Origin of the sequence: Oceanobacillus senegalensis, from assembly GCF_900176885.1 — a bacterium.
Taxonomy (GTDB): domain Bacteria; phylum Bacillota; class Bacilli; order Bacillales; family Amphibacillaceae; genus Oceanobacillus; species Oceanobacillus senegalensis.
Map to the genome: position 1 here is coordinate 1,022,152 of NZ_LT839648.1, position 23,872 is coordinate 1,046,023.

The following is a 23,872-nucleotide window of genomic DNA, read 5'->3' on the forward strand; positions in this document are numbered from 1 at the left end:
ATTGCAAAACCACTAAAAACGAGATATACTTCTCTTAATTGTTTAAGTTGTTGTATACTGTTCGCTTAAGGGTTGGGTCCTTATCGTACTAACTTTCCCCCGTGGCGTGGCAAAAAATTAAATATAGGTAATTAATACTATTTATTGATTGAGGGGGAATTAGTGTGAAGGATACAATTGGAAAACATGTAATTGCAGAGTTATGGGATTGCAATGTTAATAAATTGAATGATGTAGGTTTAATGGAGCGTATTTTTGTTGATGCTGCTTTAAAAGCAGGAGCAGAGATTCGTGAAGTTGCTTTCCATAAATTTGCACCATTTGGAGTTAGCGGGGTTGTGATTATTTCGGAATCTCACTTGACGATTCATAGTTTTCCAGAGCACGGATATGCAAGCGTTGATGTATATACTTGTGGTAATATTATTGATCCGAACATTGCTACAGAATACATTGCACAAGCATTAGAAAGTAAATCCTGTGATCGAGTAATATTATCTCGTGGAATGGGTTCAATTAAAACACAGGATTCTCAAAAAGTATATTAAATTTTAAAATATAAAAGAAGGGTTGACTTTTATTGTCAGCCCTTTTGTTTATTCCAGGTTAAGGGGCGGTAATACCCCCACCTCAAAAATGGAGGGAAAACGAATCCTTTTAGGTGGGGGATAAACTGCTTCTAAAAGCCCCCCCATTTATTGAAGACTTACTTTACGAAAGATAAGGTTTAACGTTATTCCATTTGGAAATCACTTTTGGTCTCTTTTGTTGATATTTGCCTATGGTATGTATAGAGGAATTAGGTGAAACATGTTACAATATAGGGAAATAGTTGTATTGTAAGTACGGATTATAGATTTAAATTGTTAATTTATAATTATTTTACTCTTTTATTAGTTATTTACCAAATGGTTAAAAATATAACATCTTTTAATTATCTAGGGTAAGTAAGGAATGGGGTTAAAAAGATGAGATGTCCTAATTGCCAATATAAAAACACCAAGGTTTTTGATTCTCGTCCAACCGATGAAGGTAAATCTATACGGAGACGAAGAGAATGTGAAAAATGCAATTATCGATTTACAACATTCGAACGGATGGAAGAACCGCCTTTAATTGTTGTAAAAAAAGATGGTGTTAGACAAGAATTTTCAAGAGAAAAATTAGTTAGAGGACTTATAAGAGCATGTGAAAAACGTCCAGTTCCTCTGGATAAAATAGAAGAGATTGCTTTAGAAGTGGAAAAGGACCTTCGTAACACTGGAATATCTGAAATTGACAGCAAGGAAATAGGGGAAAAAGTAATGGACCTCCTTGCTGAAGTTGACGAAGTAGCATATGTACGATTTGCATCTGTGTATCGTCAGTTTAAAGATATCAGTGTATTTTTGAATGAGCTAAAAGATTTAATCAACGTAGATAAAAAAGAATCTTAAGCATTTTTAATTAATAAGGGTGATATAATGCGATTTATTGGACAGATATTACCTGTAGACGGGTATTATGTCATTTTAAGAGGTCATTTACCAAATGATTATACAACATCATTGACTCATCTGTATCAGCCGCTCATTGGTGTCCATGGGGTAGTACTATATCTAACATTGCTTCATGAAATGAAACTGCAAGGCCAATCACCACAAACCCACCATACATTAATGAATTATTTAAACCTCCCTTTAGATGAAATATATAGAGCTCGGTTAAAGCTTGAAGGAATCGGCTTATTAAAATCATTTAAAAAGATTGAGGACCAGATATCTATATATACGTATGAATTGCAAAGTCCTTTTGCACCTATAGAATTCTTTAAGGATGCTATGTACTCGCAGTTATTATATCATCAAATCGGAGAACAAAAGTATCATTTTCTAAAGAATCGATTTTCTGATGTTTTACATGAAAATAAAGGGGAAAATATAACTGTTTCATTTAATGATGTTTTCGAGACTATTACACCATCTATTGAAATGACGAGTTCTGGGTTAAGTGATGATGACCCAGTAAATCACCAAGAGGATATGGCGGATTTATCATGGATTGAGCAAATGCTTAAACAGCGAATGATTCCTGTAGGGAAGGTTTTAACAAAAGAAAATCGTAAATTGCTTTCACAAATGATGTTGCTCTATGACTTAGATAGCTACGAAATTGAAAAGTCTGTTTTATGGGCGTTAAATGAGGAAAATCGCTTGGACAAAGAGGAATTTAAAACTGCCTGTCATGATCTATTTAAATCCAAATATAAAAATAATACCGTCCATTTAACAGAAAAAGTGAATCCTGATAAGGTTCAAGAAGAGAAACCAAAAACGAAAGAAGAAATGTTGGTACATGAATTAGAAACAATTTCTCCAAAACAATTATTAGAAGACTTATCAGGTGGAAATCAAGCTTCTGAACAGGATATGAAGGTTATTCGAGAAGTTATGACATCACAGGGCTTACCATCTCCAGTTATGAATGTTTTAATTCATTATGTCCTATTACAGTCAAACATGAAACTTTCGAAAGCTTACTTAGAAAAAATAGCAAGCCATTGGTCACGTGCAAAAATAAAAACTGCAAAGGAAGCCATGGATTTTGCCAAAAAAGAAAAAGAAAGATTTTCAAAATCTGCGACAAAACGAAAGCAGTCGACTTATAATACTTATTATAGAAAAAGTAATAATTCAAAAGAAATTGTACCTGATTGGTTTAAGGAAAGAAAGGCAAAACAGGCAAAAACTGTACAAAGTAAACAACCTGTTATTAACTTAGAAAAGGAAAAGGCGGAGTTACAGGCATTCCTAAACCAAACGAATCAAAAAAATAATTGATTTCAAGGATGATTTATTATGGATCCAATTCAAACATCTCTTTCCAAATGGATGAGAGAGAATAGAAATTTCCAAGAAAACTATGCGAAAATTAGGGAAGAAGTTTTAAGGGACCCGGAAATTAATGAGTTCCTATCACTTCATTCAGAGTTGGGAAAAAGAGAGATAAACAAAAGCTTAATAAAATTATATGAATATAAAACACAATCTAAACAATGCTCAGGGTGTTCGTCATTTGAGAATTGTCAGAATATGCTACAAGGATACTCTCCTATACTTCATGTGGATAAGGGTGAAATACACTTATCGTATGAAAAATGTCATAGTCGTATGATGTATGAAAAAGATAAGAAACAGCAAAAGCTTGTACAAAGTGTTCACGTACCAAAAGAGATTTTACAAGCTTCCCTTAATGACATTGAAAGTGATGATGTTAGAGATAATGCTGTAATGGAAATGTTTCGTTTCATTAAAGAAGCAAGCAATGGACTACCGAAAAAAGGATTCTACTTCTACGGTCCATTTGGTGTTGGAAAAACATATTTATTAGGTGCATTAGCTAATGAATTGAAAAAAATGAACTATTCTTCCATGATTATTTATATGCCAGAATTTGTTCGTGAAATAAAATCATCTTTTAAGAATGATACAACGAATGAAAAAATAGATTACTTTAAAAAAGCAGATATATTGATGCTTGATGATATTGGTGCAGAAATGCAGTCAGCGTGGTTTAGAGATGAAATATTAGGATCCGTCTTACAATATCGAATGATGGAGCAATTACCTGTTTTCTTTACATCGAATTATAGCTTAGAGCAATTAGAAGGGGTTCTTTCTACAACAAGGGATGGTATAGAAACCGTAAAAGCCGGTCGGATTATTGAGCGAATCAAACAAGTCAGCAACGAAATTGAAATTCTCGGGGAAAATAGAAGGAAATAGAGGGAAAACTAGCATACCAAGTCATGCTAGTTTTTTCTTTTGGCTATTACTGCGTAAATAGAAAGATGATGTGACGCAACACAGTAAATTTTGTCAATGCATGTTGATTTCCACTGCGGGCAGTCATGGAGCTTAGAGCATGGCTTTAGACATGTGCTATTCCCACAAGACATGGGAATCTTTGTGTGAAGAAATTTATGACATAAATATAAGGCGTTGTGATGATGTTTAGCACCAACCAGTGTATTTCCGCAGCGGTATTAAACATCTCTAATAGGTTATTGCGCATTCTATATATATTGCGTCATTATCAACAATCTTTAAAGAAAACACTTTTTATAAACAAAAAGAGTTACTAGATTAGGTGGTTTAATCATTTTTTTGCCCTTTTGTCCATATAATGTAACAGTTTGGTTGTGGGTGAGGGTGATGGTTATTGCTGGAGGCATATTTCGAATCAGATAAAGAAGTGCTAACGTTTTGTGAACATTTATTTCTTAAATCAAATCAAATTGAGTTACAATGGAAAATTCACAAAGATTGGGGGAATCATATACAGATTAAAAGAAACATACCTCAAAAAAGTCTATTAGAGATTATCTCCAAATCATTGACAAATGTTTTTATTGCGTATCGTTTAGGGAGCTTAATCAAATATATAATTAAAAAGAACTATTATTTTACCAATAATGAAGAAATAGAAAGAATTCATGATTTAACGATTTGGATAGTATCAGGAAATGATGAAGGTAGTTTACAGGTGAGAAAAAGGACAGACAAAGATCCATGGGAATTACTACATTCTTTATTTTTTGATCATATCAAGGAAACAAAAACGATCCACTATGATTCCATCGTTAAATTTGGCTTAAAGGTTTTTAAGGATCAAATGATTCACTATGTTGGACTAGCTATTGATGAATATAAGCGAGAAGAAGATCATCAGGAATTTTTAAGTGTACTTCGCGATTATATTACAAAGAAGGAATCTAAAATCTCCATGGTCCATATTCTTCAAGGTGATTCTTTTACCTTTTTTAAAGAAAGTGGTAAACCATTTTCCATTATGGAATTACGAACAATGATGCAACAAGAACCTTTATATATATTTGGTTTAGAAGATGAAATGAATTTAGCTCCCCTCATTGCGATGGCACCAGAAAAAATTAAAATTTATGGGGAGGACCCTGCGGAACCAAAAACATTAACAGTTATAAATGTTTTTCAAGAAAAAGTTAAATTTGAATCAGTTCGTACCTTTCCTTTTCGTTTTCGTTCCAAAAGAGAGCAAAAATAGACTTGCTTTTATAATTTTATAAGGATATAATACGAATTATAATATCAATCATAAATCGTTTAAAAGTGTTGAAGAGGACATGATTATTTGGTCACCGTATAGAAAAGAGAGGGATGTCATGGCTGAAAATATCCCCTATAACGGCAAATAATTACCACCTTTGAACTCTGCCCTGAAATAAGTAGGGAGCAGCGTGGATTCTGCGTTAAAGAAGGAATGAGCCGCTATTGATGCGGGAATGAGGGTGGAACCACGATCGTCATACGATGCTCGTCCCTTTTGCATATATGCAAAAGGGACGAGCTTTTTTGTATTATTATATATAATGAACAATCGATGGTTCCCGAATAAACGATTTTGATTTTACGACTATGAAAGGAGCAATATATATGGCAGCAGAAATTATGATTACATTCCCAGATGGTAATGAAAAAGGATTTCCAGTTGGTATAACAGGGGAAGAGATTGCGGCTTCGATCTCACCTGGATTAAAAAAGCAAGCTATTGCTATTAAGTTGGACGGGGAACATGTTGATTTACGTCGTGAACTAAAGCAAGGTGGAAAAATAGAGATTTTAACATATAAAAATGATGAAGGAATAGATATTCTTCGCCACTCGACAGCACATCTTATGGCACAAGCAATTAAACGCCTATATAAGGATGTTCAATTTGGAGTGGGTCCGGTTATTGAAGAGGGATTCTATTATGATTTGGATATGGAACATAAAATAACTCCAGAAGATTTACCGAAAATTGAGAAGGAAATGAAGCGTATTATAGATGAGAACCTTGAAATTAAGCGTATTGAGGTATCTCGTGAGGAAGCGAAAGAAAGATTTAAAGAAATTAATGATGAGTTAAAATTAGAGCTCATCGATGCGATTCCAGAAGGAGAACAAGTGACTATTTATGAGCAAGGTGAATATTTTGACCTTTGTCGTGGAGTGCATGTTCCTGCAACAAGTAAAATTAAGGCATTTAAGCTTTTAAGTATTTCAGGTGCTTACTGGCGTGGAGATAGTAATAATAAACAACTTCAACGTGTTTATGGAACGGCTTTTGAAAAGCCAGGACAATTAGAAGAGCATCTACGTATTTTAGAGGAGCGGAAAGAACGAGATCATCGTAAGTTAGGGAAGGAATTAGATATATTTACCGTTTCGCAAAAAGTGGGACAAGGTTTACCGCTTTGGCTTCCAAAGGGCGCAACAATTAGACGTACAATTGAACGATACATTGTTGATTTAGAGGAACGTTTAGGTTATGACCATGTTTATACACCAGTTCTAGGCAGTAAAGAATTATATGAAACAAGTGGACACTGGGATCACTATCAAGAGGATATGTTTCCACCGATGGATATGGATAATGAAACATTAGTATTACGCCCGATGAACTGTCCACACCATATGATGGTATTTAAAAATCAATTCTGGAGTTATCGCCAATTACCGGTTCGAATTGCAGAGCTTGGAACAATGCATCGCTATGAAATGAGTGGTGCTTTAGCTGGACTTCAAAGGGTGCGAGGAATGACATTAAATGATGCGCATATCTTTGTACGTCCTGATCAAATAAAAGAAGAATTTGTTCGTGTTGTAAATTTAATTCAACAAGTTTATAAAGATTTTGGACTTAATGATTATTATTTCCGCCTATCTTATCGTGATCCTGAGGATAAGGAAAAATATATTGATGATGATGAAATGTGGGAATTGACTCAAAGTAAATTAAAAGAAACCATGGAAGAAATGAATTTGGAATATGTGGAAGCGGAAGGTGAGGCCGCGTTCTACGGTCCTAAACTTGATGTACAAGTAAAAACGGCGTTAGGTAAAGATGAAACTTTATCTACGGTTCAATTGGATGTTCTTTTACCTGAACGCTTTGATTTAACATATATTGGGGAGGATGGAAAAGAACATAGGCCAGTTGTTATTCACCGAGGGGTTGTTTCTACGATGGAAAGATTTGTTGCTTTCTTAATTGAGGAATACAAAGGAGCATTCCCTACATGGCTTGCACCGGTACAAGTTAAGGTTATACCTGTATCTCCACAAGTACACTTAGATTATGCGAAGGAAGTAGCAGAAAAACTTCGTTATCAGGGTGTACGGATCGAAGTAGATGAGCGTGATGAGAAAATTGGTTATAAAATTCGTGAAGCTCAAACGCAAAAAGTACCATTTATGCTAGTTTTAGGTGACAAGGAAATTGAAGATAATTCGGTCAACGTACGTCGCTATGGAGAACAAAAATCAGAAACGTTATCATACAGTGACTTTGAGTCGTTGATTAATAAAGAAGTTTCAGAAAGAACCTTGAGAAAATAGCTATATACCAATATTACAGGTAAATTGAGACTGGGACAAAAGTATTTTCTCTAAGTAAAAGTCGAACATAATTGGTGGATAAAAATCGCTCCGGAAATATACTTCGCGCACCTTAGGGCGGCTGATGAGCCCCCTTCGTGCTAACGCACTACGTCTCACCTAGGCCTCTCATCCCGCAGGACTAGGAACGCTACGGCAGCAAGGCATCGCACGAAGAAAATTGCACTTTATTTTCGAGGAGTCTACGTATATTTCCTCCGCTAAGTAGTGTGTTATTCGTCTTTTGAGTTAAATACTTTAGTTATGTCCCAGTCTCAATTTTTTAAAGTGATCATTAAACCCCTTGGAAATAAAAATCAATTATCTAACGAAGGTGTCATACTGACGGGGGCCTTCCTTGTTCTTTGGGAATAGGAGGTATCTAAAAACTCCGAAGCGGTGGTCTTCCATTACGGAGGCTGAAGCCGTGCCCTAAGGTTCGCGAACTTAAACGTGCACCAAAAAAATTTATTGTTCAATAAGTATTAAGCCAATAAGTAAAGTTACATCGACATGCACCGATAAATTTCATCAGTTGCGTCATATCATCCTTCAAAAGTGAAGGAAAACGTGTGGTAGAATTAATAAGACATGCTTGGTCTTTTCTAACATCTATGTTATACTATTAAAAGTGAAATCAAAAAGGATTGTTGTTTGACACAGTCTTTTTTAGATGTTATACTTTAAAAGTTGAAAAAATAAATGATCTGTAAAGACAAGTAGAAGCACCCGCTTCTCACCTGATCGACGCCATAGTGAGCAGTTGACTGGTTCCAAAATTATCATCTTTGATTGGAAACGTGTGGGTGCATTGTGTGTACCGACACTTTTTTAATGTATGAACAAATGCTTGTCCCAATAGATCAGTGAAAAAACTTTGGAGGTGGCTGAACATTAGCAAAGAGATGAACGTCAATGAAAAGATTCGTGCTAGAGAAGTACGTCTTATCGATTCAAATGGGGATCAGCTTGGTGTGAAATCACGTCAAGAGGCATTGGAGATTGCACAAACTAGAAACTTGGACTTAGTTTTAGTTGCACCAAATGCAAAACCACCTGTTTGTCGTATCATGGACTATGGTAAATACCGTTACGAGCAACAGAAAAAGGAAAAAGAAGCTCGTAAAAAGCAAAAGGTAATTAACGTTAAAGAAGTGCGTTTTACACCTGGAATTGGCGATCATGATTTCGAAACGAAATTAAAAAATGCAAGAAAATTCCTTGCAAAAGGCGATAAATTAAAAGCATCTGTTCGTTTCCGTGGACGTGCGATTACACACAAAGAACTTGGTAAAGAGGTTTTAACCCGCTTAGCTGAAGAACTTAAAGATATCGCGACAATTGAATCCAAACCGAAAATGGAAGGTCGTAATATGTTTATGATGCTCGCTCCGGTTAATGAGAAGAACTAATAAAGATGCAACATTACGAGGAGGAAATACATTATGCCTAAAATGAAAACTCATAAAGGGACTCAAAAACGTTTCAAAAGAACTGGTAGTGGAAAACTAAAAAGATCTCATGCATATACAAGTCACTTATTTGCAAATAAATCACAAAAACAAAAACGTAAACTACGTAAAAGTGCCGTTGTATCTGCAGGAGATTACAAACGTATTAAGGATATGTTACCAAGATAAATAAATGAGAGAATAATAAATAGATATTTCGTGAATGTACTAGGAGGGAATTATTATGCCACGTGTAAAAGGTGGAACAGTAACACGCAGACGTCGTAAACGCGTATTAAAATTAGCTAAAGGTTATTATGGTTCAAAGAGAACACTATTTAAAACAGCAAAACAACAAGTAATTAAATCAGGTCAATATGCTTACCGTGACCGTAGACAAAGAAAGCGTGACTTCCGTAAATTATGGATTTCTCGTATTAATGCTGCTGCTCGTTTAAATGATATTTCTTACAGCAAATTAATGCACGGATTAAAAGTAGCTGGTATTGATATCAACCGTAAAATGTTATCAGATTTAGCTGTAAATGATGAAAAAGCATTTACTCAACTTGTTGAGAAAGCAAAAGCAGCAATCAAATAAGTTGTATAAAAGACCGAGTTCATTTTATGATGAATTCGGTCTTTTTATTATAGAAGAAGGAGTATTACAATGGAAAATTTACATATAATCTTACCTTATGTACTGGGGGTTAACTTGGTTGGCCTTTTACTAATGCGCGTTGATAAACAAAAAGCAATCAAGAAGAAATACCGTATCCCAGAAAGAACCTTTTGGTTAATTGCATTACTAGGTGGAGCAATGGGAACTTATATTGGTATGAGAATGTTCCGACATAAGACAAAGCATACTTCGTTTGTTGTTGGTATGCCAATAATCATCCTTATAAATATCATATTCTTTTATTATTTAGTGTCATAAAGGCTCGTCTTATGTCATATAGATGTACAAGAGAAAAACGCTAGACCTTCTTCTTAAGCGGGGACTCAGATGATGGATGAGAATTGTTTCATATAGGTGAATCGTAAAAACTTCCTTATTTTATTAACGCATCAGGGAACTACATGACAAAGGAGGAAGGACATGGAATATGTCGGGAATTATATAATGGCGTTTATTGAGATGGGAGGATTGTTATCTCCTTTGTTCTTTATTTGTTTTCATTTGATTAGGCCATTATTTTTTATCCCGGTAATTTTTATTTGTGTTTCCGGTGGTATTCTATATGGCCCTATTGCAGGTACTATTTATTCTATTGTTGGAATCACGCTTTCTAGTGTTCTATTTTATGGTATTATTCATCGTATGCCGAAAAAGTTAGAGAGATTAGTCAATTTAAAACAAAAAATATTAGGTAAACATGCCGAAGTAAATACATCACAAGTGGCCTTACTTCGACTCATTCCTTTTATTCATTTTCATTTATTATCCTTATGCTTAATCGAAATATCGGCTGGGCTAAAAGATTATACTAGATCATCTTTGTTATCAACTATCCCACTATCAATTGTCTACACTTCAATTGGTGGATGGCTCTCGAACTTATCTCCATTTCATATCGTTATTTTTCTTATTGGTTTATTACCATTCATTTATCTATTAAGAAGTAAGGAAATCATTATTAAATGGCAAGATTTCTTTCAAGTAAGCACATAGAATGTAAAAATAAAAACTCGGCATTTTCCTTAAATGGAATTGCCGGGTTTTTATTTCTATTCTTCCATTTTTGTAATCACTAAATCATCAATAGGATGGTTCCATTTTATGGTTGCGTGCGGATAACGTTGAAGAATTTCATTTTCAAGATAATAGATATCATTGCGAGTAAATCCTTTTAATTCAAAGGGATCACGTACAGTGATATGAATATCAACTACTTCAAATGAATTTTCTGTTGTACCTAAATATTTTTCGCCATCAAAAAGACAGCCCTTATATACAAAATGTAGATTTTTTTTGCTGTCATTGGGTTCATCCAATAAGTAGAATTCCTTCAATTCTTTTGCTATACGAAGCTTTCTGTCGGGATTACGAATGTATTGAATCCAAGTATAGACCAATAAAACAATAGCCAACAAGATAAGTAACCGAAATAAAATGATAATCATACAAAATCGACTCCTATATACTATTTATTAGTCATTTAAAATTTATAATTATATGTATCTTTCCTTTACGTTACGTTTTTACAATAGCTTTGGTTTCACTAATTTCAAAATTTCATGATACAATCATGGAAAAAGAAGGGCATTTTTGGATATATTGTTATTCCTTGTTAGTGCGTTAATATTCAATACGTGCATAAATAGGGTTTATGTACATTCTATCTATTTAGTACCAAAACAACAATTTTTTAAAAAACAGCAAAAGAAATGAGGACGAAAAAATGGATTGGGATATTTTATTTTCAATGCAAAGTCAGTTGGATACATATATCAAGGAAAATCATAGCCTTGCAGAAAGAGACTTATTTCAGGAAAAATGTTTAGCTTTATTAGTAGAAATTGGTGAGCTGGCAAATGAAACTAGATGCTTTAAGTTTTGGAGTAACAAACCACGCAATGATGTCAATGTTATCTTAGAGGAATATGTTGATGGAATTCATTTTATTTTATCATTGGGGATTGATAAAGGGTATAGATACGAATCAAAAGGATTAAGTGCTGTTTCCAATAGTGAAACAGTGCAATTCAATCGAGTATTTACTACATGTGCTCAATTTCGAAGCAATCCATCGAAAGAGAATTATGAAACCTTATTTGACTCCTATATACAGTTAGGTAATATACTAGGATTTACAGAATCAGACATAAAGGATGCATATTATAAGAAGAATGAGATAAATTATGAAAGGCAGAATAAAGGATATTAGTACCAGAAAACGGTATAATTAGAAATAAAAAGGAGGCATTACATATATGACTAAGTTAGATGAAACATTAACGATGCTTAAAGATCTTACAGATGCAAGAGGTATTCCGGGTAATGAAAAGGAAGTACGTGGTGTATTTGAAAAATATATATCATCCTATGCAGATGAAATGACAACAGATAATTTAGGAAGTTCTATAGCTAAAAAAATAGGCGATGATAAAGGACCGAAAATTATGATAGCCGGACACCTTGATGAAGTAGGCTTTATGGTAACACGTATTGACAAAAAAGGCTATATTTATTTTCAAACGGTCGGCGGTTGGTGGAGCCAAGTTATGCTTGCACAAAGAGTAACTATTCTTGGTTCAAAAGGGGATGTAACAGGTGTTATTGGTTCCAAGCCACCACATGTACTTCCTGCAGAGGCACGTAAAAAGCCGTATGATATTAAGGATATGTTTATAGATATTGGAGCTTCCAGTAAGGAAGAGGCGGAAGAGTTTGGTGTGAGACCAGGAGATTCTATCGTACCTTATTTTGAATTTACGCCACTAAAAAATGAAAAAATGCTATTAGCAAAAGCTTGGGATAATCGTATAGGGCTAGCAATTGCAATTGAAGTTCTAAAACAACTTAAGGATACTAATCATCCGAATGTTGTTTATGGTGTAGGTGATGTTCAAGAGGAAGTAGGTTTACGTGGTGCGAAAACAGCTACTAATAAAATCCAACCAGACATTGGATTTGCTGTTGATGTTGGTATTGCTGGCGATACACCCGGAATTAAACCGCATGAAGCAGATAGTAAGCTAGGGGAAGGTCCTCAAATTATACTCTATGATGCTTCCATGGTTTCTCATAAAGGGCTACGTGATTTAGTTGTAGATACAGCAAATGAAAAAAATATCCCGTTCCAATATGCATCCATTGCTGGTGGGGGAACAGATTCAGGTTCTATTCATCTATCTGGAAACGGTGTCCCGTCATTATCCATAACCATTGCCACACGTTACATTCATTCCCATGCTGGCATACTGCATCGTGATGACTTTGAAAATGCAGTTAAATTAATAGTTGAAGTAATTAAAAAATTAGACGCAGATACAGTGAGAGAATTAATATTGGCTTAATAAAAACTCAGGCAGAAAATAAATGATATGCTCCCCTTAAGGTAGACAGATTAAAAATAAAAATTTGTTTCTATCTTAGGGGAGGTTTATAAGTTCTATTAAGCAAAGTATTGGTTCATTACTTTCTTTACATAATTCTGAGTTTCTTTAAAAGGCGGAATTCCTTGGTATTTATCTACATTACCAGGACCTGCATTATATGCAGCAAGAGCGAGCTCGATAATCCCGTTATACTTATCAAGCATTTGTCTTAAATATTTTATCCCACCCTCAATATTTTGCTTAGGATCAAGAGGATTGGATACTCCTAGACCGCGCGCTGTTGCTGGCATTAATTGCATAAGACCTTGTGCTCCTGCTGTACTTTTTGCTATCGAATTATAATTTGATTCTGTTTTAATAATTGCATCAATGAGCTTTTCATCAATTCCATACTTTCAGATGCGGCATTAATTTCTGATTGGAAAGATGTATTAGTAGATAAGGATGATACATTCCCAAATGATGTTCCATTACTGATGATTGAGTTTTGTTGGATGATAGATGTATTTAGTTTTTCCTGTAGCATATGTTTAAACGTAAATTCTGCCATAGGGAATCCCCTAGATGATGGATTTCTATGTGAAGTTATAACGGACAATGCTTGTAATTGAATAAATTTCTGTAAATCCCTTATTTCCATATTGTCAATTTTCCTTCATTTTCTATGACTGTATTCTAAAAGCTTGTTGTTTTCGATACAATAACCTTCGCTGGTTTGGTACTTACCACTCCATTAATTAAAGAGCAGCAAGATGAACAAATCATACCATTTATTTTACGGGTAATCCCGCTGATTAGCAAAGTTAAAACGATAGGATTTCCTTCCCAGAATTTGCTAGTAATTGTTGATAGAAGTTATCCTCTCCTATACATACAATCCGATCACATAAACTATTTATTTCGTCCATATCATGGGAGGTGTATACAATCATAATTCCAGAATTTGCAAGTGCTTTTAAGTGGTTTCCGATTTCTATTTTTGATTTTAGGTCGATGCCAACGGTGGGTTCATCTAATAATAATAGTTTGGGATCATGAATGAGACTGATTGCTAGATTTAATTTACGTTTCATTCCACCAGATAATACTTTCGTTGGCTCTTGCCACTTGTCTAATTTCATATTTAAGCAAAGCTGTCTTAATTGGTCTTTATCTTTCTTCACCCAGGATAGTTTTTCAAAAAATAACATATTTTCTTCCACCGTAAAATCCTCCCATAAGGCAATTTCTTGAGGGACAAAACCAATTTGTTTGCGAATCTCTTTTTTATTTATTGGGAATTTAAGTTCATTTAGAGAAAAGGATCCCTTTGATGGGGATTGAAGTGTAGCCAGAATGGAAAGCAGAGTGGATTTCCCCGCACCATTCTCTCCAATAAGTCCAACAATTTCTCCAGGCTGAACAAAAAAAGATATATTATTGAAAATCTTCTTTTTGCCGTAAAATTTTGTTAATGAATCAATTTTTAACATAAGGTTTCCCTCCTTTTATTAGCCATATAATCATCCATATTATGAATAATATTAGCCATGGATTTCCCCAGTTTTTTTCTAAAAAGCTCTGAAATGGATTGATGGCTTCTATCCATGGAAAATGTTTTATTATCCTGTCCATGGGAAGAATAGCTCCGCTTATAATAGTAACAATCATGGTAATAATAAAGGATACAGAATAATAGACATATAGTTTATTAAACAGTAAGGCAATCAAGAATGCTGCTAAGTTAACCATCACCCGATATAGAAATATAAAGAACAGTAATTTCCATGTAAGGTTTTCCTGTACGAATATATAGAATAAAATGCTAGCTACTATATCGAACAAATAAAAAAGTATGGTATGTAGAAGCAGGTTTCTTAGCAAGAACCCCTTCCATGAATATTTCATAAAAGTAAATCGCAATCTTGTAGCGGATTGCTGCCCTTTAATAACCCAATCAAAAAGGAAAAAAGTAGATAAAATAGTTAGGATTGCCCAAATTCCCCAAATACTCCAGATGTTCGTAGTCGAATCTCCTTTTCCTTTACCATTTATAGAAAACGTAGTTCGTAGGAGGTTTTCTCTTAACTGAATTTCCTTTGTTTTTGTAATTATTTCTTGCAATGTCCAATTACTTTTAGCTTCTTCATTTATGGCATAAATGGCTGCGGCAGCTTTAGAACGGCCCGTATCTTCTTGTACATAGGAAACAATCATTTCTTTTACAGGTTGATAAGCAAAGGATAGGTTTGATGAGTACGCCGTTATTAACCAATTACGATTTCCTTTTATGATTTCCTTTTCATAGTTTTCTTCAATAATAAATGCACTGTCAAGTTTGTGGTTTTGTACCATTTGCTTAGCTTCTATTTCGGTGAGTTCATCTATTCGTATGAAGGGTGTTTGCTTTATGGACTGATAAAGCTCCTCAGCAAGGTGAGACTCATCTTCCATTACTATTCCAACAGGTATTTTGCTATCCTCCTGTAGGGTATTCAGAACTTGTAATAAAACTAATGTTCCAATGATTGGAAACAATAGCCAAAATAGTAGGCTGAATATTTGTTTTTTCCAATGGAACCAGCGTGTAGTTAAGATTTCTACCATAACTATACACGCTCCTTCCATAATGAAATCCCAAGTAAACTAAAAAGAAATGTTAATGTTATAAAAAACAAAGTTATTAAATCAATAAAGATACGTCCCTGTAGTATAATTTGATTAATCCAGTAAAAAGCCTCATAGAAAAAGTTATAGCTTATAAGGTTTTGTAACCAGATTGGAAAATATATGACTGGAATGATAGCACCGCTTAATAATAATCCTATAAAAGCAAATAATGATTGTACGAGTAGACGTAGTTTGAATGATGAGATGATTGTTTCTATTAATGCTAAACAAGCTAATAAAGTAAGACTGTATAATAACCAAATTAATCCAATACGTACAAAATCGGAAAACCCCCATGTAACATGTAATAAAGTCAGGATACCAACGAATAGCAACATAGAAAGAAAGTATACGACGATAATGGTTACGACTATGTTTGCTACAATACGCTGTATCGAAGTCACACCATAAAGCTTGAGGCGGTCTTTCATTCGTTTGTGCTCTTCTACATAAAAAAAGTTATATACGACTAGAAGCCAAAGCGTTCCGATTATAAACCAGAAACCAATACTAAAATAAGAAACTGGAGAAGATGTTGCCACATTTCTGATTTCTTTCTCATTCACGATTTGATTGGAACCTAATGTATAAAAGACGAATTCCTTAAATTGCTCTAAAACTAAATCGGCTCTCTCATCTTCCTTCATTCCTAGCTTTTTTGCATAATGATTGATGGTTAAGATATTAGCCTGTGAAGCACGAATATGTCTCGCAATACTCTCCACGATTTCACGTATCAACAAGCTATCTATTTGTTTACGTGGATTTCCCACTATTGGCAACTCAACAGAGGTGCCTTGATATAAATTATTTGTAAACTGTTCAGGAAAAATGATGTAAGCACTTATGGTATTTTTTTTAATAGCTTCTTCTGCTTCTTCTTCCGATATGCTGTGTATTTGAATGTATTTACCAAGGTGGGTGGATTCCTCAATTAATTGGGAAACTAGTTGTGTTTCTTTTGATTGATCTAAATCCACTAACCCAACATGGATGGGATTCTTTTCCTCAGGGTAAAAAATAGATCCTATAATAAAAAGGATAGTCCCTACAATTATTAAGGGAAACATGAAAAGAAGAGGAAGTGTTAGCCACTTCCTCTTTAACCTAAGCATATTATTATGAATGAATAAAAAGATATATTTTATTGTATGCATATAGGCACTTCCCATTCAAAAATAGAATTATACGGTTAACTTAAAAACCTGATCCGCCAGCCATGATTCCAAATAGCCATTGTTGAAAACGAGGAGTAAGTTCGGATTCTACATAATCCATTAGTTCTACAGCACTCATTCCACCTAAATCTTTTACATTCTCCTCAGATGGCATTTCTACAGATTCGATGACGTTACCATCTACAAGTAATTGTAAATTTATTAAATTACCCATATCAGAGGTTTCTATAGATAGATGGTGTTCGGAATTCATTTGCTCGCTCTCAAAGGTTGATGATCCGTCCCAAATTAATTTACCATCATTGAAACCATCGTTAAAAGAGAAAGTTCTTTCAAAATTTCGTGTTCCATTTTCTAAAGTTTCAGTAGCTACATATGATAGGGTGGTTTCTCCAGCTGTTAGTTTAATAGAGTCTTCTGCATTGTTTCCATCCCATGATAGGTCGCCAGTTACATTCATTGTACCTTGATTAGCAGGATCAGCAAATTCGAAATCATAATTAAAATGTTGTGTTGTCTCAGTAAACAATTGTGTACCATTTACACTAAAGGAAATGAGATTATTCTTATCTGGTCCAAGTTCCATATTCATGTCACGTTTAGCAATCATGTCATTGTGAACCCAAATAGTAGAAGTAAAACCATTTGGTATGTGGAAGTCTTGTATTTCTTCCTTCGCCTGTCCTAATCCATCTTCAAAATCGGATAGTATTTGGTCTACATCATCATCTAATGTTGGATTACCAATTTGACTGGCAGTGAGCTGAGTTCGTAGTATTTCCTTTAATCTATCGTCGTTTTCCAATTTCTCAAAAATAGTTGTTAACAGATCTCTTACTTGTTGTTCATTTAAATGAAGTTCAATTTTTTCTGTATCAAGTGATTCACCGTTTATTTCGATTGTTTCATTTGTAGTCTCAAATGCATCATCTGGCAATTCATCGTAAATCATTTTTCCATATTCCGTTTTGAGATATTCCAAATCTTCATCACTTAGGCCACCATTTTTCTCAAACAATGTATCTAATTCTAAGGTTTCATCGCCAGTGAATGTTACTGGATCCAATTCTTTTAGTAACGGTCCTAAATCATCATCTTTAATCTGTAAATATTCCTCAATAAATGGTAATCCAACCATTACTTTTTCATCTGTTAGATAAGCACTCAGTCCGTCAACCTTTATTCCAGCAATATCTAAAGCAATCTCACTGGCAATTTGTTTATTCTCCATATCTGCCTGTGCTTTCAGACTAATGCTGGAATTATTAATAATCTGGGCCGGATTAATGGTTGTGTATCCTTCAGTAGCGGTTGGTCCGTTATATTCTGCAGACAGTTTTACCGATTGTTCTGTTGGATTTTCATATGACAATTCATTCCAGTCTAGTTCTGCTTGATAACGATCTTTTATCGTGTCGCCAACAAATTCCAATGTATTTTTTTCTGCTAGAAAATAAGTTTGTTTTGGAGAGGTGTTAATGATAAGCGTAAATGCTGCAACACTTCCTCCAATAACTAATATTGCAGCTACAATAATAGCTATAAACCCTTTGTTAACCCCTTGTTTTTTGTTTGAATCTTCCACGTAATATCCCCTTTCTCTTCAATTCTTATATATGTATTTATAAAAACATTAAAACATACTTACAATTACTATTATACTAGACAAATAGATTATATCGCCCTATATAGGAATTGTATATACTTTCTTTGTATGAATTTAACTAATTTACTAATAACTGGAATAATACGTGTTACTCATAGACAATGGGGGTAAAACAAAAAATAATTTGAAAGTCCTAATATAGTGGATTTTTGAACGGTATTACTTCTAAGTAAAGAACACCAAAAAATGTCAAAGTTGTAAGATCTTAAACATTTTTTTGGTGTTTACTTTACTTCTAAATGATTATTTTTTAAACAATGACTAACTACCTGCTTGTTTTACACCTTGCTCTAAGGCTTCAATCATTTCCTGCTTATCCTGTTCACTAGATTGATTCCAGATCAGTTCAAATAAAACTCCTAAACCAGGTAACATTTTTTCTTCACCTGTTTGTATAGCGTCAACAATTGTTTCTTCTAATTGATCTTGATTATTATTAGAAATGTTATGCAAAATTGCTTTACGAATATTTAAATCCATTTTTAACGCTCCTTTCCATGCTAAATAAAAACTTAGGGATAGTTTGACCGATAGCAGTAAAAATATGTATGATGAATAAAGAAAAATGGATAAGGATGAAAAAATAATGATTACCTCATTAAAAAATGAAAAAGTGAAATCTTGGAAGAAGCTACATAAGCGTAAGGAACGTAAAAATACAGGAGTTTTTCTTATTGAAGGCATTCATCTTTTGGAAGAGGCCTGGAATAGTGATTGGCAAATAAAAGAAGTGATTATTCAAGAAGACACAATAATTCCGGAATGGTGTAGAAGCTTACACATAACGACAATTAGTAAAAACGTATTTGAACATATTTCACAAACAAAAACACCTCAAGGGATAGCTGCTGTCGTTGAAATAAAACAGATTCATACAATCACAGGCAATCATTTATTATTAATTGATTCCATTCAGGATCCTGGTAATTTAGGAACAATGATTCGTACAGCAGATGCTGCTGGTTTTAATGGCATCATTTTAGGTGAAGGAACAGTGGATTTATTTAATGACAAAGTCATTCGGTCAACCCAAGGATCTATTTTTCACATTCCAATCTATGAAAGAAATTTGAAGGTGACGATACCTCATTTAAAACAAGATGGATTTGCTATATGGGCAACTGCTTTGGAAAATGCAGTAAAATATAATGAATGTAAAATAGATGAAAAAGTGGCTATAATCATGGGAAATGAAGGTGCAGGAGTTAATAAGGATATTCTTGCTCAATCTGATAAAATAGTCAATATTCCAATTTATGGTAAAGCCGAGTCTTTAAATGTAAGTATTGCTGCAGGCATTTTAATGTATTATATTAAAGGATAGTTGCAAACTATAAATGATTTACTTATAATGTATTATTATATGAAGAGAATGAATGAAATATTCAAAGAAGCGTTGAAAGAGTTAGATAGCATGATGAGCGATTCAGGGAAGAGGTGCCTTAGATTGGAAGCATTTCTATCGTATATGATGTTATCATTTCACTCTGGAGCAGGCACTTGGACCTTTTATTATGGGCGATACGTCAGGCGGTATTCATGATATAAGTAAAGGTGTCCCGGAATTATTCCGTTATCATGTTAGAGCCGGATGCTAGTAAATGCTAGTATCAATAAGGGTGGTACCGCGAATTTAGTCCTCGTCCCTTTTATATGGGAATGAGGGCTTTTTGTGTTTCGTGGAAAAGACTAATGATTGGTAAATGGAAATTCCAAATTTCATTCAAAACTTGAATTAAAGGAGGCTAATTAGTTATGAAAGAGCAATTAGAAGCGATTCAGGAAGAAGCTTTAGAAAAAGTATCTCTAGTCGATAGTCCGAAAGAGCTTCAAGAAATTCGTGTTACATATTTAGGTAAAAAAGGTTCATTAACGAAAGTTTTAAAAGGGATGGGAAAACTGTCCAAAGAAGAAAGGCCTGTTATTGGACAAATTGCCAATCAAGTACGAGATACTATAACAGGAGCATTAGATGAAAAAGCTGAAAAACTTGAAAGAGCTGCACTTGAACAAAAACTAGAGGAAGAATCTATTGATGTTACCCTACCCGGAAGACCAGTAAGGGTTGGAGGACCGCATTTATTAACAGATATTGTAGAAGAAATTGAAGATTTATTTATTGGAATGGGCTATGAAGTGAAAGAAGGACCGGAAGTAGAAACGGATTACTTTAATTTTGAAGCATTAAATTTACCTAAAAATCACCCTGCTAGAGATATGCAGGATACATTTTATATTACAAATGAATTATTATTGCGTACACATACATCACCCGTTCAGGCGAGAACGATGCAAGAATATAAGGGTGAAAAGCCAGTTAAAATGATTTGTCCTGGAAAAGTTTATCGTCGTGATACAGATGATGCAACACATTCCCATCAATTTACGCAAATTGAAGGATTATATGTTGATAAAAATGTTCGGATGAGTGATTTAAAAGGAACATTAGATAAGTTCGCGAAGAAAATGTTTGGAGAGGAGCGTGAAATCCGTTTACGTCCTAGCTTTTTCCCATTTACGGAACCTTCTGTGGAAATGGATATCTCTTGTAAGGTTTGCCATGGAGAGGGATGCAGTGTTTGTAAAGGAACGGGATGGATTGAAATTCTTGGAGGTGGAATGGTTCATCCTAAAGTTCTGGAAATGGCAGGATATGATCCTACTGTTTATTCTGGATTCGCATTTGGTATGGGACCAGAACGAATTGCAATGCTGAAATATGGCGTCAATGATATTCGTGGATTCTATACCAATGATGTACGATTCTTAAAACAATATCATAAGGCTTAAGGGAGGGACCGACATGTTAGTATCTTATAATTGGTTAAAAAACTATGTTGATTTAGGAGATATAACTCCTGAAGAACTTGCGGAGAAGATTACAAAATCTGGTATTGAAGTAGAAAGTGTTGAATATTTTGCAGAAAAAAGTACAAATGTGGTAGTAGGTTATGTTCGTTCATGTGAAAAACATCCTAATGCAGATAAATTGAATCTCTGCCAAGTTGATGTAGGTGAAGAAATATTACAAATTATCTGTGGGGCACCGAATATTGCAGAAGGACAAAGAGTTGCAGTTGCAAAACCTGGTGCAACGCTTACTGGAAATGTGAAAATTAAAAAGGCGAAATTACGTGGGGTAGAATCCAATGGAATGATTTGTTCCCTTCAGGAACTAGGTGTAGATGAAAAGTATATCCCAACTGATGTAGCTGATGGGATTTTCGTTTTTCCAGAGGATGCCCCTATTGGTGAAAGCATCGTACCGTTATTAAACCTTGATGATGCCATTTTAGAATTAGATATTTTAGCAAACCGTGCAGATGCAATGAGTATGCTAGGAGTTGCTTATGAGGTGGCAGCAATTCTTGATAAGGAAGTTCATTTACCCCATGAAACGGTAGATGTCTTAGAAGATGAATCTACAGGAGATTATATTTCAGTTGAAGTACAAGCTCCAGAATTAAACCCTTATTATGGTGCATTTGTCATTAAGGATGTTGAAATTAAAGCTTCTCCATTATGGATGCGAAATTATTTAATGGCAGCCGGGGTTCGTCCAATTAATAATGTAGTAGATATAACGAACTATGTACTAATGGAATATGGGCAACCGCTCCATGCATTTGACTATGACCGTTTCTCATCAGATAAAATTGTTGTACGTCGAGCGGCAGATGGAGAAACAATGATTACATTAGATGATCAAGAAAGAGTATTATCTGAAGAACGTCTGGTGATTACAAATGGAAAAGTACCAACAGCCCTTGCTGGTGTAATGGGTGGAGCTAACACAGAAGTAACAGAAGAAACAACCAATGTATTATTAGAGGCAGCTTTTTTTGATGGGGGTTCTGTTCGTAAAACAGTGAAAGCTACGGGCCTTAGAAGTGAATCTAGTACAAGATTTGAAAAAGGTGTCGATCCAAATCGTGTAAAAAAAGCTGGGTTAAGAGCTAGTTATCTTCTCCAGAAATATGCGAATGGTAAAGTATTATCCGGTGTGGTGGAATTTGATGAGTTAGATAAGGAAGAGAAAATGGTGACCGTTGAAACGGATAGAATTAACGAACGATTAGGTACCAATATTACACCAGAGGAAATAGCTGGTATCCTTACACGCCTTAACTTCGCATTCGAACAGGATAATAACACATTCATTGTGAAGGTCCCAACTCGTCGTGGTGACATTACGATTTTTGAGGATATGGTAGAAGAAATAGCAAGAATTTATGGTTATGATAAATTGCCATATACATTGCCAGAAGGTGCAAGTCAAGCTGGTGGTTTAACAGAGCTTCAGTTACTGAAACGTAATGTGAAGCAGTTTATGCAAAGTATTGGACTATCTGAAACCCTTACATATTCTCTTACAAATGAGGAGAATGTAAATCGTTTAGTTAGTCCAGATGTAAGTGATCTGCAACCACATCCAATTTCTTTGGCAATGCCTATGAGTGAGGATCATAGATATTTACGTTTAAGTATTCTACCGGAAATGCTCCAATCTATCTCCTATAATATTGCAAGAAATCAAATGGATCTTGCATTTTTTGAAATGGGATCTGTGTTCGTTTCGAATGAAGAAGGAATTACTAAACAGCCTAATGAAATGCTACGTCTCTCTGCAGCATTAACTGGTTTATGGTTAGAACAACCCTGGCAGCAAGAGAAGAAGCAGATTGACTTCTATGTTGTCAAGGGAATCGTAGAAGGTTTATTTGGGTATTTAGATATTCCTGTAACGTTTGAAAAGGCAAAAATTAATGATATGCATCCTGGTAGAACTGCTGTTATTAAATTACAGGATAAAACAGTAGGATTTATTGGCCAGGTTCATCCAGGCACTGCAAAAGAATTGGACCTAAAAGAAACATATGTATTTGATATTAATTTAGAAGAAGTATTTTCTAACTATGAGAATGTTCCAGCATATCAAGATATTCCCAAGTATCCATCCATAGCAAGAGATATTGCATTTATCCTTGATAAGGATGTACAAGCTGGTGAAGTTAAACAGGTTATTGAAGAAGTTGGAACACCGCTTGTTAAACGGGTGCAAGTTTTTGATGTGTATGAAGGAGACAACATTCCAGAGGATAAGAAATCCATTGCATATAGTCTTTTATATCAAGATCCGAATAAGACGTTAAAAGATGATGAAGTAGAAGCATCTTATGAGAAGATTGTGGAAGCAGTAAAAAATAAGTTTCATGCGTATATTCGTTCATAACGTATAAATTTTTAATACACATAGAGGTACTGCCAAATTGGGAGTACTTCTATGTGTTTTTTGACTGTTTTCTAGAAGGTTGTTGCTTTTGGCATGAAATCTAGTAAGTATAAAAGTATTAATGATGATTTTGAAAACCTCTTTTTATATGACAGATATGACAGGCCATAAGTGCTCTACTACATTATATGTTG

Annotated in this window: 22 protein-coding genes, 1 pseudogene and 1 other annotated feature; of the genes and pseudogenes, 16 read left to right on the plus strand and 7 right to left on the minus strand. The window is 34.4% G+C overall.

The window, feature by feature from the left end:
• Positions 1-164: 164 nt before the first annotated feature.
• The 11 genes from speD to CAO17_RS04830 all read left to right on the plus strand — a co-directional run bounded on the left by speD (position 165) and on the right by CAO17_RS04830 (position 10,562).
• Positions 165-548, plus strand: coding sequence for an adenosylmethionine decarboxylase (speD, locus tag CAO17_RS04780; RefSeq protein WP_342744183.1), 384 nt, complete (start codon positions 165-167; stop codon positions 546-548).
• 420 nt (positions 549-968) lie between these two features.
• A complete protein-coding gene (nrdR, locus tag CAO17_RS04785; RefSeq protein ID WP_085991721.1) occupies positions 969-1,436 on the plus strand; it encodes a transcriptional regulator NrdR in 468 nt (155 codons plus the stop codon).
• Positions 1,437-1,463: 27 nt separating this feature from the next.
• Positions 1,464-2,819: a replication initiation and membrane attachment family protein gene (locus tag CAO17_RS04790; RefSeq protein WP_085991722.1), complete on the plus strand. Its 1,356-nt coding sequence runs from the start codon at positions 1,464-1,466 to the stop codon at positions 2,817-2,819.
• An 18-nt stretch (positions 2,820-2,837) separates the two neighbouring features.
• Positions 2,838-3,764: a primosomal protein DnaI gene (gene dnaI / locus CAO17_RS04795; RefSeq protein ID WP_085991723.1), complete on the plus strand. Its 927-nt coding sequence runs from the start codon at positions 2,838-2,840 to the stop codon at positions 3,762-3,764.
• Between the two features lie 436 nt (positions 3,765-4,200).
• Complete coding sequence (ytxC, locus tag CAO17_RS04800) at positions 4,201-5,061, plus strand: sporulation protein YtxC (protein WP_085991724.1); 861 nt, start codon at positions 4,201-4,203, stop codon at positions 5,059-5,061.
• 389 nt (positions 5,062-5,450) lie between these two features.
• Complete coding sequence (gene thrS / locus CAO17_RS04805) at positions 5,451-7,397, plus strand: threonine--tRNA ligase (RefSeq protein WP_085991725.1); 1,947 nt, start codon at positions 5,451-5,453, stop codon at positions 7,395-7,397.
• 750 nt (positions 7,398-8,147) lie between these two features.
• Positions 8,148-8,275: a sequence feature (ribosomal protein L20 leader region), on the plus strand.
• Positions 8,276-8,341: 66 nt separating this feature from the next.
• Positions 8,342-8,848: a translation initiation factor IF-3 gene (gene infC / locus CAO17_RS04810; RefSeq protein WP_143833720.1), complete on the plus strand. Its 507-nt coding sequence runs from the start codon at positions 8,342-8,344 to the stop codon at positions 8,846-8,848.
• A gap of 33 nt (positions 8,849-8,881) precedes the next feature.
• Positions 8,882-9,076, plus strand: a complete 195-nt coding sequence (rpmI, locus tag CAO17_RS04815; RefSeq protein WP_085991726.1) for a 50S ribosomal protein L35 — start codon at positions 8,882-8,884, stop codon at positions 9,074-9,076.
• Between the two features lie 55 nt (positions 9,077-9,131).
• The gene (rplT, locus tag CAO17_RS04820) at positions 9,132-9,488 is read left to right on the plus strand and encodes a 50S ribosomal protein L20 (protein ID WP_085991727.1); all 357 of its coding nucleotides are present in this window, start codon (positions 9,132-9,134) and stop codon (positions 9,486-9,488) included.
• 69 nt (positions 9,489-9,557) lie between these two features.
• Complete coding sequence (locus CAO17_RS04825; protein ID WP_085991728.1) at positions 9,558-9,827, plus strand: DUF1294 domain-containing protein; 270 nt, start codon at positions 9,558-9,560, stop codon at positions 9,825-9,827.
• A 162-nt stretch (positions 9,828-9,989) separates the two neighbouring features.
• Positions 9,990-10,562 carry a TVP38/TMEM64 family protein gene (locus CAO17_RS04830; RefSeq protein WP_085991729.1) on the plus strand — a complete coding sequence of 191 codons (573 nt, stop codon included), beginning with the start codon at positions 9,990-9,992 and terminating at the stop codon, positions 10,560-10,562.
• Positions 10,563-10,618: 56 nt separating this feature from the next.
• Here the strand turns inward: CAO17_RS04830 and CAO17_RS04835 are convergent, their stop codons facing one another.
• Positions 10,619-11,014 (minus strand): sigma-w pathway protein ysdB, encoded by a 396-nt coding sequence (locus tag CAO17_RS04835; protein WP_085991730.1) that lies wholly within the window; start codon positions 11,012-11,014, stop codon positions 10,619-10,621.
• A gap of 278 nt (positions 11,015-11,292) precedes the next feature.
• Between CAO17_RS04835 and CAO17_RS04840 the strand changes: the two genes are divergently transcribed.
• Together CAO17_RS04840 and CAO17_RS04845 are read left to right on the plus strand one after the other, a co-directional pair.
• Positions 11,293-11,778: a dUTP diphosphatase gene (locus tag CAO17_RS04840; protein ID WP_085991731.1), complete on the plus strand. Its 486-nt coding sequence runs from the start codon at positions 11,293-11,295 to the stop codon at positions 11,776-11,778.
• 46 nt (positions 11,779-11,824) lie between these two features.
• Positions 11,825-12,910 carry a M42 family metallopeptidase gene (locus CAO17_RS04845; protein ID WP_085991732.1) on the plus strand — a complete coding sequence of 362 codons (1,086 nt, stop codon included), beginning with the start codon at positions 11,825-11,827 and terminating at the stop codon, positions 12,908-12,910.
• Between the two features lie 98 nt (positions 12,911-13,008).
• Here the strand turns inward: CAO17_RS04845 and CAO17_RS04850 are convergent.
• From CAO17_RS04850 to sspI, 6 genes and pseudogenes are all read right to left on the minus strand, one after another.
• Positions 13,009-13,592, minus strand: a pseudogene (locus tag CAO17_RS04850) (lytic transglycosylase domain-containing protein).
• A 163-nt stretch (positions 13,593-13,755) separates the two neighbouring features.
• Positions 13,756-14,424, minus strand: a complete 669-nt coding sequence (locus tag CAO17_RS04855) for an ABC transporter ATP-binding protein (RefSeq protein ID WP_085991733.1) — start codon at positions 14,422-14,424, stop codon at positions 13,756-13,758.
• The gene (locus CAO17_RS04860; RefSeq protein WP_179151890.1) at positions 14,411-15,538 is read right to left on the minus strand and encodes an ABC transporter permease; all 1,128 of its coding nucleotides are present in this window, start codon (positions 15,536-15,538) and stop codon (positions 14,411-14,413) included. The genes CAO17_RS04855 and CAO17_RS04860 overlap by 14 nt, the downstream gene beginning before the upstream one ends.
• A gap of 2 nt (positions 15,539-15,540) precedes the next feature.
• Positions 15,541-16,773, minus strand: coding sequence for an ABC transporter permease (locus CAO17_RS04865; RefSeq protein WP_143833721.1), 1,233 nt, complete (start codon positions 16,771-16,773; stop codon positions 15,541-15,543).
• 25 nt (positions 16,774-16,798) lie between these two features.
• Positions 16,799-18,364, minus strand: a complete 1,566-nt coding sequence (locus CAO17_RS04870; protein ID WP_085991736.1) for a DUF6583 family protein — start codon at positions 18,362-18,364, stop codon at positions 16,799-16,801.
• Between the two features lie 342 nt (positions 18,365-18,706).
• The gene (gene sspI / locus CAO17_RS04875) at positions 18,707-18,925 is read right to left on the minus strand and encodes a small acid-soluble spore protein SspI (RefSeq protein WP_085991737.1); all 219 of its coding nucleotides are present in this window, start codon (positions 18,923-18,925) and stop codon (positions 18,707-18,709) included.
• Positions 18,926-19,031: 106 nt separating this feature from the next.
• Here sspI and CAO17_RS04880 point away from each other — a divergent pair, with 106 nt between their 5' ends.
• The 3 genes from CAO17_RS04880 to pheT all read left to right on the plus strand — a co-directional run bounded on the left by CAO17_RS04880 (position 19,032) and on the right by pheT (position 23,678).
• Entirely contained in the window at positions 19,032-19,769 is a 738-nt protein-coding gene (locus tag CAO17_RS04880) for a TrmH family RNA methyltransferase (protein WP_085991738.1), read from the plus strand.
• A gap of 431 nt (positions 19,770-20,200) precedes the next feature.
• Positions 20,201-21,235 carry a phenylalanine--tRNA ligase subunit alpha gene (gene pheS, locus CAO17_RS04885; protein ID WP_085991739.1) on the plus strand — a complete coding sequence of 345 codons (1,035 nt, stop codon included), beginning with the start codon at positions 20,201-20,203 and terminating at the stop codon, positions 21,233-21,235.
• Between the two features lie 13 nt (positions 21,236-21,248).
• The gene (gene pheT / locus CAO17_RS04890) at positions 21,249-23,678 is read left to right on the plus strand and encodes a phenylalanine--tRNA ligase subunit beta (RefSeq protein ID WP_085991740.1); all 2,430 of its coding nucleotides are present in this window, start codon (positions 21,249-21,251) and stop codon (positions 23,676-23,678) included.
• Positions 23,679-23,872 lie beyond the last annotated feature (194 nt).